Source organism: Streptomyces marokkonensis (assembly GCF_039539045.1).
Lineage (GTDB): Bacteria > Actinomycetota > Actinomycetes > Streptomycetales > Streptomycetaceae > Streptomyces > Streptomyces marokkonensis.
In genome coordinates this window covers 1-9,617 of sequence record NZ_BAABCQ010000227.1, presented here as the reverse complement: position 1 = coordinate 9,617, position 9,617 = coordinate 1, and the positions used below count along the sequence as shown (strand labels likewise).

Here is a 9,617-nt window from a genome sequence, read left to right as displayed (position 1 = left end):
CCGTGCATGATCCGATACAGACCGGCCTGTAGCGGTGGGCGCTAACGGTGATCGAAAGGTGACCGGATACGCTGACTCGAGTGGTGGCAGCGACCTATCGACAAACCAGGTAATCGCCAGTAGACACCAGCAGACAGGAGACCCCTCGTGACCGTCGTCGGGCCGTTCGGGCTGAGCGTGCGGGACCAGGCTCTGGAAGCCGATGTCCAGACCGGATTGGTCGCTGTCGAGGAAGGGTTGCTTGAGGCAACTAAAAGCGAGGTGCCGTTCATCACGGAGGCCGCCCAGCATCTGGTGCGGGCCGGTGGCAAACGATTCCGGCCACTCCTGGTGATGCTCTCGGCCCAGTTCGGCGACCCCTACGCCCCCGGGATCGTGCCCTCGGCCGTAGTCGTGGAGCTGACCCACCTCGCCACCCTCTACCACGACGACGTGATGGACGAGGCCGCCGTGCGGCGTGGCGTGGCCAGCGCCAACACCCGCTGGGGCAACTCGGTCGCGGTCCTCACCGGCGACTTCCTGTTCGCCCGCGCCTCCCAGATCCTCGCCGACCTCGGGCCCGAGGCGGTCCGCGTGCAGGCCCTGGCGTTCGAGCGGCTGGTCACCGGTCAGATCCTGGAGACGGCGGGTCCGCAGGACGGGCGTGACCCGGTCGACCACTACCTGGACGTGCTGGGCGGCAAGACGGGATCGCTGGTGGCGGTCTCCTGCCGGTTCGGCGCGATGATGTCCGGCGCCGACGAGACGGTCGTGGACGTGCTGACCCAGTACGGCGAGCGGCTCGGCGTGGCCTTCCAGCTCGCGGACGACGTCCTGGACATCGCCTCCGACTCCCACGAGTCGGGGAAGACGCCCGGGACCGACCTGCGCGAGGGCATTCCGACCCTTCCTGTACTGCGGCTGCGTGAGCGGGCGGCCCGGCTGGGCCTCGCCGAGGACATCGCCCTGTGCGAGCTGCTGGACACCGACCTGAGCGACGACGCGCGGCACGCGGAGGCGCTGCGGCTGCTGCGCGACCACCCCGCGCTGGAGCAGGCACGGCGGGACACGGTCCGGTATGCCAAGGAGGCCCGGGCGGCGCTTGCTCCGCTCAGGGAGTGTGAGGCGAAGGCCGCGCTGGTGGAGCTGTGCGACGCAGTGGTGCACAGGGCCGGCTGAGCCGCTGAGCCGCCCAAACGCGTTCTCCGCCCCCTACGGGCCGGGGGAGTCGCAACCCCTCCGTGTCATCCCGCAGGAGTAGGCGGAGTTGAGCCCGCGGTCTGACGATTCCCCTTGACGGATTTGGTCAGATGGACCCACGGAAAACACCAATCCTCACCGATTCGGGTGAGAATGGCGGCTCACGGGTGACGAGTGCGAGGTCTCGAGACAGCCGCCGCCGACGACGGAGGTAGGGCACACATGGCACCGATCGATTCCGACGACAACACGACCGCCGGGACGGACGAGGACCTGTCGGCAGGGCGGCGCAGGGCCGCGCGGTACGTCGTCCCGGTCGCGGTGATGGGGGTGGCGGCCGCGACGATCGGCCTCGTCCCGGCGATCGCCGACTCCGGGGACCCCGACCTGCCGAAGGTCACGGCGGCGCAACTCATCGAGAAGATCGCCGAGTCGGACGTGCAGCAGCTGTCCGGCACGGTCAAGATCACGACGGACCTGGGCCTGCCGGACCTCGGCGGTCTGGAGAGCGGTCTGATGTCGGGAATGGCCGGCGGTCCGGGTTCGGGCGGGGACGAGGACGGCTCCGCCGCCGACCCGTCGGCCAAGCTCACCGGGCTGGTCACCGGCACCCACACGCTCCGGGTCGCCGCCGACGGCCCCGACCGGCAGAAGCTGTCGATCCTGGAGAACGCCGCCGAGTACAGCCTCATCCACAACGGCAAGGACGTCTGGGGCTACGACAGCGAGTCCAACGAGGTCTACCACTCCACGGTCTCCGGCAGCGCCGAGCAGCCGGAGAAGGAGGTGCCGGCCACGCCGAAGGACTTCGCCGACCAGGCCCTCAAGGCGGTCGACGACACCACGTCCGTGACCGTCGACGGCACCGCGCAGGTGGCGGGCCGGGACGCCTACCGACTGGTGATCAAGCCCAAGCAGTCCGGTTCGACCGTCGGCGCGGTCACCGTCGCGGTGGACGCCAAGACCGGCACGCCCCTGAAGTTCACGCTGACCCCGGCGAGCGGCGGTGCCGCCGTCGTGGACGCGGGATTCACCAAGGTCAGCTTCGCGAAGCCGGACGCGTCGACGTTCGACTTCTCCCCGCCCAAGGGCGCGAAGGTCACCGAGGGCGACGAGGTGGCCAAGGCGCCGGAGCGCGGACGGGAGGCCGAGGGTGACCTCGCCAAGGAGCTGGAGGGCCTGAAGGAGACGGGAGGCCTGAAGGAGACGGGCGGCCTGGAGGAGACGGGCGGCCTGGAGGTCATCGGCGAGGGCTGGAACTCGATCGCCACCTTCGACACCGGCGGTCAGAGCGGCCTGCCCACGGCCTCGGCGGGCGGGGATCTCGGCGGCTTCCTCGGTTCCTTCGGCGACCAGGTGAAGGGCGACTTCGGCTCCGGCACCGTGTTCAAGACCCGCCTGGTCAACGCTCTGATCACGGACGACGGCAAGGTCTACGCCGGTGCGGTCACCAAGGACGCGCTGGTGAAGGCGGCCGACGCGGCGAAGTAGTCCGGGCATCGTCCCGTACGACGATGAGGAGAGGGAGCCGATGGCCGAACCGTCCGCCACGGAAACGCAGAGCGCGGGCCAGGTGAGCCCGGGTCCGGTGAGTCCGGGTCCGGTGAGTCCGGACCAGGGGAGCGGCGTGGTCGGTGCCGTCATCGCCACCCGCGGGCTCACCAAGCGCTACCGCGGCGGACAGCTCGCCGTCGACGGTCTGGACCTGACCGTTCCGGCGGGCAGTGTCTTCGGCTTCCTCGGCCCCAACGGCTCCGGCAAGACCACCACCATCCGCATGCTGATGGGCCTGATCGAGCCCACCTCGGGCACCGCCCGAGTGCTGGGCCGGCCCATGCCGCGCGCGGCCCGCACCGTGCTGCCCCGAGTCGGCGCCCTTATCGAAGGCCCGGCCCTCTACGGCTTCCTCTCCGGGCAGGACAACCTGCTGCGCTACGACGCCGCGGACCCGACCGCCGACCCACGCACCCGGCGCGAGCGCGTCGCGGCGGCGCTGGACCGGGTGGGCCTCGCTGCCGCCGCCGGCAAGAAGGCGAAGGCGTACTCGCTCGGCATGAAGCAGCGCCTCGGACTCGCCGCGGCGCTGCTCCAACCGCGTAGCCTGCTGGTCCTGGACGAACCGACCAACGGGCTAGACCCCCAGGGCATGCGCGAGATCCGCGCGCTCGTGCGCGAGCTGGCCTCCGACGGCACCACCGTCTTCCTCTCCTCCCACCTGCTGGACGAGATCGAGCAGGTCTGCACGCACGCCGCCGTGATGGCCCGCGGGCGGCTGATCACCCAGGGCGCGGTCGCCGACCTGGCGGCCGGGGCGCGCGGCCGGCTCGTGGTGACCACGCCGGACACGGGGGAGGCCGCCCGGGTGCTGAAGGAGCAGGGGGCCGGGGACGTGGTCGTCGCCGAGGACCGGGTGACGGCGGAGCCACCCGACCGCGACCTCGCCGACCTGAACGCCGCCCTGGTGGCGGCCGGCGTCCGCGTCCGCGGTTTCGCGGTCGATCGGGCCTCCCTGGAGGACGCGTTCGTGGCGCTGACCGGGGAGGGCTTCGATGTCGCGGGCTGATGCATCGCGGGCGGGTGCGTCGCGGGCCGAGGCGTTGTCGTCCGAGGCGTCGTCGTCCGAGGTACCGAGCGCGGTGCGTGCTCCGAGTCCCCTGTGGTCCTTCGGCCTGCTCCGCAGCGAACTGCTGATCACCTTCCGACGCTGGCGCACCCTTGCCCTGCTGGGTGTGCTGGCCGCCGTACCGGTCCTGGTGGGGATCGCCGTGAAGATCGAGACGAGCGACGGTGCGTCGTTCGGTGGCGGTGGCGGAGGTGGAGGAGGCGGCGCAGGGCCGGCGTTCATCTCGCAGATCAGCAACAACGGCCTGTTCCTGGTCTTCACCGCGCTCGCCGCGACCCTCCCGTTCTTCCTGCCGATGGCCATCGGCGTCATCGCGGGGGACGCGATCGCGGGTGAGGCGAGCGCGGGCACGCTCCGCTATCTCCTGGTCGCTCCGGCCGGCCGCACCCGGCTGCTGCTCGCCAAGTACGTCACGGTGATCGCCTTCTGTCTCGCCGCCACCCTGGTCGTCGCGGTCTCGGCGCTCGCGGTCGGAGCACTGCTGTTCCCGGTCGGTGACCTGACCACCATCTCCGGCACCCGGATCTCCTTCGCCGAGGGCCTGGGGCGCGCGCTGCTGATCGCCCTGGCCGTGGCCGCCTCACTCGTCGGCGTGGCGGCCCTCGGCCTGTTCGTCTCCACCCTGGCGGGCAGCGGCATCGCCGCGATGGCGACCACGGTCGGGTTGCTGATCACGGTCCAGATCCTCGACCAGATCCCACAGCTCGACGCGCTCCAGCCGTACTTCTTCTCGCACTACTGGCTGTCCTTCGCCGACCTGATGCGCGAACCGGTCTACTGGGACGACCTGACCAGGAACCTCGGCCTCCAGGTTCTGTACGCCGCGGTGTTCGGCTCGGCGGCCTGGGCGCGGTTCACGGCCAAGGACATCACCTCGTAGGCACGGTGGCCGCCTGCTCGCACGGGAAGCGGGCGAGCGGCGCCTCCCGGGAGAAGGACTTCGCGCGAGTGGGCGCCTCGGTGCTCTTCGGTCCTCCGGGCGGGCTCCCGCCGGTCCCGTCCGGGTGCAAGAGGGCGGCGAGGCGACGGGCAACGCGCCGCAGGGGCCCACCGACACGTGCGTGACCTCCTGGAACGAGCCTGTGACACCCCGGTGACGTGAGAATCGCGAGCGAGCGGAGAGACTCGACAGCAGGTGTACGACAGGCATGACAGGCTCTGGACGGCTGGGAACCGAAACCGCCGACGGAAGCCGCCGATGAGTGGGGGAACGATGTCTCGACTCGGCTGCGACAAGCAGCGGGACCGCGAGGGCGCAGAGCGCTCACCCGCCCCTGCGGTGACGCCGATCGACGTCCGTGTACCGGAGGCCGGTCCGGGCGCACGCAGCGCTTCGGTCGACGGATCGCTGGTCGTCGCGGCCCCCGGTGAGGAGATCCAGAACGCCGTCCTGGACCGCCTTCACCGCCTCGCCCTCGCCGCCGGTCGCCCCGTCCTCGCCACGATCCACGACGAGCGCGTCGGGTATTCCGTCCCGCTCCGGGTCGACCCGGACGGCTCCAGCCACCTCGCGGCGGAACCGGTGCCGACGGCTCCCGAGAAGCCGGCCGTACGACGGGACCCGCCCACCGTGGCAGCCGGTGAATCCGTACCGACGTTCACGTTGCGGGCCCTGCCGGAGCCGGCCGGGGGTGCGGCGGCGCCCGGCACGGTGGCGCCACCGACGGGAGTGTTCGGACCGCCACCACGGATGGACGGTGCTCCCGCGACCGGTACCTCCGAAGGCGGTGGGCCGGTCGGTAACCGTGGGCCGGTCGCCGTCCCCAAGCCGACGCTCACCCCTGAACCGGTTGCAGACCTCGGCCTCGGCCACGCCGCCGACCTCGACCTCAAGCCCGTCCTCACCCCCACCCCCGCCCGCGGCTTCGACGCGGTGGCCGAGGCCGTGCTCGGGGACGAGCCGCTCACCGCACCCGGCGACGCCACCGCGCCCTCGCTCCTCGCGGAGCCCACGGCCCGGATCAACGAGGCCGTCAAGGAGGGGCGTACGGCGGTCGCGTCGCAGCTCGCCGAACAGACCGTGACGGAAGCCTCGAAAACGCTGGGGGCGGAACACCCGGAGGTGCTCCGGCTCCGCGAACTCACCGCGTACATCGCGTACTTGTCGGGCGAGCCGGACCAGGCCTTTCGTCTCTCCCTGGATCTGGTCCGGATACACCGCCACGCGGGCGACGCGGAGGCCGCGTACGGCAACGTCCAGAGCGCGGCCACCGCCTGGCGCGCCGTACGCGACCCCGCGCGGGGTCTGGAGCTGGGGAACGAGCTGGTCGGCCTCTGGGACGAGATCGCCGCCGAGGAGGGTCCGGCCGCGGAGGACACCGAGGAGCTCGAGTCCGCCCGCACCCGCATGGGTCGTCTCACCGACCGCGTCCGCGCCCAGGCAGGCTGACCGGCCCATTTCACCGGCTGGGCCATTTCACCGGCTGGGCCGCTTCACCGGCTGGGCCGCTTCACCGGCTGGGCCGCTTCACCGGCCGGCCACTGCAGCAGGCGCCGCGCCTACCGCGACAGCTCCCACACCGCGTACGCGACGGCGTCGCTGTTGCGGTTCAGAGCCGTGTCGTTGATGTTGGCCGTCGTGTCGCAGGACGAGTGGTAGCAGCGGTCGAACGGCTGGCCCGCCATGCCGCCCCACTTGGCCGCCTGTGCGGACGTCTTCCGGTAGCCGGCGCCGCTGAAGAGGCCGCCGACAGGGACGCCCGCGTTCTTGAAGGGCGCGTGGTCGGAGCGGCCGTCGCCCTCGGTCTCGATCTCCGTGGAGATGCCGAGGCCGGTGAAGTAGTCCTGGAAGGCCTTCTCGATCGTGGGATCGTCGTCGTAGACGAAGTAGCCGGGGTTGGGCGAGCCGATCATGTCGAAGTTCAGGTAGCCGCTGATTTTCGAGCGGCCCGCGGAGCCGAGACCGCTGACGTAGTGGCGGGATCCGACGAGTCCCAGCTCCTCCGCACCCCACCAGGCGAAACGCAGGTGCTTGGTGGGCTGGTGGCCGGACCGGGCCACGGCGAGCGCGGTCTCGAGGACAGCCGCCGAGCCGGAGCCGTTGTCGTTGATTCCGGGGCCGGAGGAGACGCTGTCCAGATGTGACCCGGCCATGACAACCTGATCGGCGTCGCCGCCGGGCCAGTCGGCTATCAGGTTGTAGCCGGTACGCCCGGAGGCGGTGAATCGCTGGACCGTGGTGGTGAACCCGGCCGCGTCCAGCTCCGTCTTCACGTAGTTGAGCGATGCCTGGTAGCCGGGGCGGCCGTGGGCGCGGTTGCCGCCGTTCGCCGTGGCGATCGACTGCAGCCGCGTCAGGTGTGCCTTGATGTTGGCCACCGGTATGTCGGGCGCGGCGGCGACGGCCGCGGGCGTGGGGGGCTCGGTCGCGAGGTGCCCGGAAGCGGGCGCCGCGCCGGCCACTGATCCGCCGGTCATCAGTGCGGCGACCGCGACGGCACCGGCCGTCAGCGCACGCCCGGAAAGGGGGAGCTTCATGTGGGGGGCTCCGAATTCCTAGGGAGTCCCTGGCAAGGGGACTCCGCAGTGAATGGGTGCCTGGATGGTGTGGCCGGGACTGACCCTGCGTCAAGACCGCTATTCGGCCATGATGTCGCGCATATCGGAAATCCCTGGCCGGGGTCCTGGCAGGGACCCCGTCGGCCGGGCGACCTCCTCCTCGCGCCGCCCCTCAGTCGTGTGCACGCCGAGGTGAACCCGGTTCCTGCCGGTCCTGGCCTCCGGTACACGCTGGAACAGCCGCTGCCGCACCGGCCCGCAGTCCCTCTCCTTCCGGCACACCGGAGGCCACGGGCTCCGGCTCCCGCGAGGCGCTGCCCTTGACGGGCGGTACGCCGCCACCGGTCCGGTCCAACTGCTCCCTGAGTGCCCGGGCGGTCCGGTGGGCGGTGCGCAGGGCGTCCCAGGTGAGCAGCGTGAGCGCCAGCCAGACCAGGGCGAAACCGGCCCAGCGCTCGGGCGGCATGGCCTCGCCGAAGTAGAAGACGCCCAGCAGGAACTGGAAGACCGGGGCCAGGTACTGCAGCAGACCCAGCGTGGACAGTGGCACGCGGATCGCCGCCGCGCCGAAGCAGACCAGCGGGATCGCGGTGACCACGCCGGTCGCGGCGAGCAGGACCGCGTGGCCCGCGCCCTCGGTGGTGAAGGTGGAGTCGCCCTGCGCGCCGAGCCACAGCAGATAGCCGAGCGCGGGCAGGAACTGGATCGCCGTCTCGGCGGTCAGCGACTCGACACCGCCGAGGTTGACCTTCTTCTTCACCAGGCCGTACGTGGCGAAGGAGAAGGCGAGACAGAGGGAGATCCACGGCGGTTGGCCGTAGCCGATGGTGAGGACGAGTACGGCCGCGAAGCCGGTCCCGACCGCCGCCCACTGCGCGAGGCGCAGCCGCTCCTTCAGCAGCAGCACGCCCATCGCGATGGTGACCAGCGGGTTGATGAAGTACCCGAGCGAGGCCTCGACGACATGGCCGCTGTTGACGGCCCAGATGTAGACGCCCCAGTTGACGGTGATGACCGCGGCGGCCACGGTGACGAGGGCGAGCCTGCGCGGCTGTCGCAGCAGCTCACCGGCCCAGGCCCAGCGCCGTACGAAGAGCAGGGCGACGGCGACGAAGGCCAGGGACCACACCATCCGGTGGGCGAGGATCTCGCCGGCCCCGGCGGGTTTGAGCAGCGGCCAGAACAGCGGGACGAGCCCCCACATCCCGTACGCCGCGAAGCCGTTCACCAGGCCTGTTCGCTGCTCATTCCTCGACGACCCGGCCATGGGCACCTCCTTCTCGCGTACGGCATGCCGGGACGGATGCATGCCAGGGAGAAAGGTAGCGCCGCATCCACCCATCTGTCATGACCGTATCGACATACGGTCATGACAGGCAAGGTGGTCAGGGCCGGCGGGGCGGATGCGATGGGGTCAGTTACCCAGTGCGGTGGTGACGGCGTCGGCGAGCGGTGTGGTCGGGCGGCCGGTCAGTCGGGCCAGGTCACCGGTGGAGACGACCAGTTCGCCCTTCTCGATGGCGGCGTCCACGCCCGCCAGGACGGCGGCCAGCGGCCCGGGCAGCCCGGCTGCGGCGAGGATGCCGGTGTAGGCCTCGGTGGAGACGGGGTTGTAGGTGATCTCCTTGCCGGTCTGCCGGCTCAGTTCGGCCGCGTACTCCGCGAAACTCCAGGCCTCGTCGCCGCCCAGCTCGTACGACCTGTTCTCGTGGCCCTCGCCGGTCAGTACGGCGACGGCGGCGGCCGCGTAGTCGGCGCGGGAGGCGGAGGAGAGTCGGCCCTCGCCGGCCGCCTGGACGACGGCGCCGTGCTCGAGGACCTGGGGGAGTCGCTCGGTGTAGTTCTCGTGGTACCAGCCGTTGCGCAGCAGCACGTACGGTACGCCCGAGCCGACCAGCACCTTCTCGGTGGCGCGGTGATCGTCGGCGAGCGCGGCCGTGAGGCTGCTGGGGGCGCTGGTGTAGGCGAGCAGGGCGACACCGGCCTTCCCGGCCGCGTCGATCACTGTCGTGTGCTGCTGAACGCGGCCCTTGTCGAACTCGTTCCCGGAGATCAGCAGCACCCGGTCACCGGCCTTGAACAGGCTGCCGAAGGTCTCGGGGGCGTTGTAGTCGGCGACCGCGAGCCGTACGCCGCGGGCGGCGTAGTCGGCGGCCCTGTCGCGGTCGCGGACGACCGCGGTGACCTGGTCGGCCGGCACCTTCTCCAGCAGTTGCCGCACGACGTGGCGGCCGAGATGTCCGGTTGCTCCGGTGACGACGATGCTCATGGCTTCCCTACTTCTTGGGGGGCTGTGTGCCACTAACCGTAAAGGGGG

The 9,617-nt window shown here is 71.2% G+C and carries 8 protein-coding genes; 5 read left to right on the top strand and 3 right to left on the bottom strand.

Translation table 11 applies throughout. The annotated features are described in order from the left end of the window. The first annotated feature begins 147 nt into the window (after positions 1–147). The 5 genes from ABEA26_RS33060 to ABEA26_RS33040 all read left to right on the top strand — a co-directional run bounded on the left by ABEA26_RS33060 (position 148) and on the right by ABEA26_RS33040 (position 6,191). Positions 148–1,158 carry a polyprenyl synthetase family protein gene (locus tag ABEA26_RS33060; protein WP_345597360.1) on the top strand — a complete coding sequence of 337 codons (1,011 nt, stop codon included), beginning with the start codon at positions 148–150 and terminating at the stop codon, positions 1,156–1,158. A gap of 243 nt (positions 1,159–1,401) precedes the next feature. Beyond that, positions 1,402–2,670 (top strand): LolA family protein, encoded by a 1,269-nt coding sequence (locus ABEA26_RS33055; RefSeq protein WP_345597358.1) that lies wholly within the window; start codon positions 1,402–1,404, stop codon positions 2,668–2,670. A 40-nt stretch (positions 2,671–2,710) separates the two neighbouring features. Next, on the top strand, positions 2,711–3,742 hold the full coding sequence (locus ABEA26_RS33050) for an ABC transporter ATP-binding protein (protein WP_345597357.1): 1,032 nt from the start codon (positions 2,711–2,713) through the stop codon (positions 3,740–3,742). Continuing rightward, entirely contained in the window at positions 3,729–4,682 is a 954-nt protein-coding gene (locus tag ABEA26_RS33045) for an ABC transporter permease (RefSeq protein WP_345597355.1), read from the top strand. The genes ABEA26_RS33050 and ABEA26_RS33045 overlap by 14 nt, the downstream gene beginning before the upstream one ends. A gap of 333 nt (positions 4,683–5,015) precedes the next feature. Then, the gene (locus ABEA26_RS33040; protein ID WP_345597354.1) at positions 5,016–6,191 is read left to right on the top strand and encodes a tetratricopeptide repeat protein; all 1,176 of its coding nucleotides are present in this window, start codon (positions 5,016–5,018) and stop codon (positions 6,189–6,191) included. A 110-nt stretch (positions 6,192–6,301) separates the two neighbouring features. Here the strand turns inward: ABEA26_RS33040 and ABEA26_RS33035 are convergent, their stop codons facing one another. The 3 genes from ABEA26_RS33035 to ABEA26_RS33025 form a co-directional block, all read right to left on the bottom strand. Next, positions 6,302–7,279 (bottom strand): M28 family metallopeptidase, encoded by a 978-nt coding sequence (locus tag ABEA26_RS33035; protein WP_345597353.1) that lies wholly within the window; start codon positions 7,277–7,279, stop codon positions 6,302–6,304. A 193-nt stretch (positions 7,280–7,472) separates the two neighbouring features. Then, a complete protein-coding gene (gene rarD, locus ABEA26_RS33030; protein ID WP_345597351.1) occupies positions 7,473–8,567 on the bottom strand; it encodes an EamA family transporter RarD in 1,095 nt (364 codons plus the stop codon). A gap of 147 nt (positions 8,568–8,714) precedes the next feature. Beyond that, entirely contained in the window at positions 8,715–9,569 is an 855-nt protein-coding gene (locus tag ABEA26_RS33025; protein ID WP_345597350.1) for an SDR family oxidoreductase, read from the bottom strand. Positions 9,570–9,617 lie beyond the last annotated feature (48 nt).

Excerpts from the sequence above, each read along its gene's own strand:
- ABEA26_RS33055 (WP_345597358.1), top strand. The coding sequence starts at position 1,402 with ATGGCACCGATCGATTCCGACGACAACACGACCGCCGGGACGGACGAG.
- ABEA26_RS33050 (WP_345597357.1), top strand. The coding sequence starts at position 2,711 with ATGGCCGAACCGTCCGCCACGGAAACGCAGAGCGCGGGCCAGGTGAGC.
- ABEA26_RS33045 (WP_345597355.1), top strand. The coding sequence starts at position 3,729 with ATGTCGCGGGCTGATGCATCGCGGGCGGGTGCGTCGCGGGCCGAGGCG.
- ABEA26_RS33040 (WP_345597354.1), top strand. The coding sequence starts at position 5,016 with ATGTCTCGACTCGGCTGCGACAAGCAGCGGGACCGCGAGGGCGCAGAG.
- ABEA26_RS33035 (WP_345597353.1), bottom strand. The coding sequence starts at position 7,279 with ATGAAGCTCCCCCTTTCCGGGCGTGCGCTGACGGCCGGTGCCGTCGCG.
- rarD (WP_345597351.1), bottom strand. The coding sequence starts at position 8,567 with ATGGCCGGGTCGTCGAGGAATGAGCAGCGAACAGGCCTGGTGAACGGC.
- ABEA26_RS33025 (WP_345597350.1), bottom strand. The coding sequence starts at position 9,569 with ATGAGCATCGTCGTCACCGGAGCAACCGGACATCTCGGCCGCCACGTC.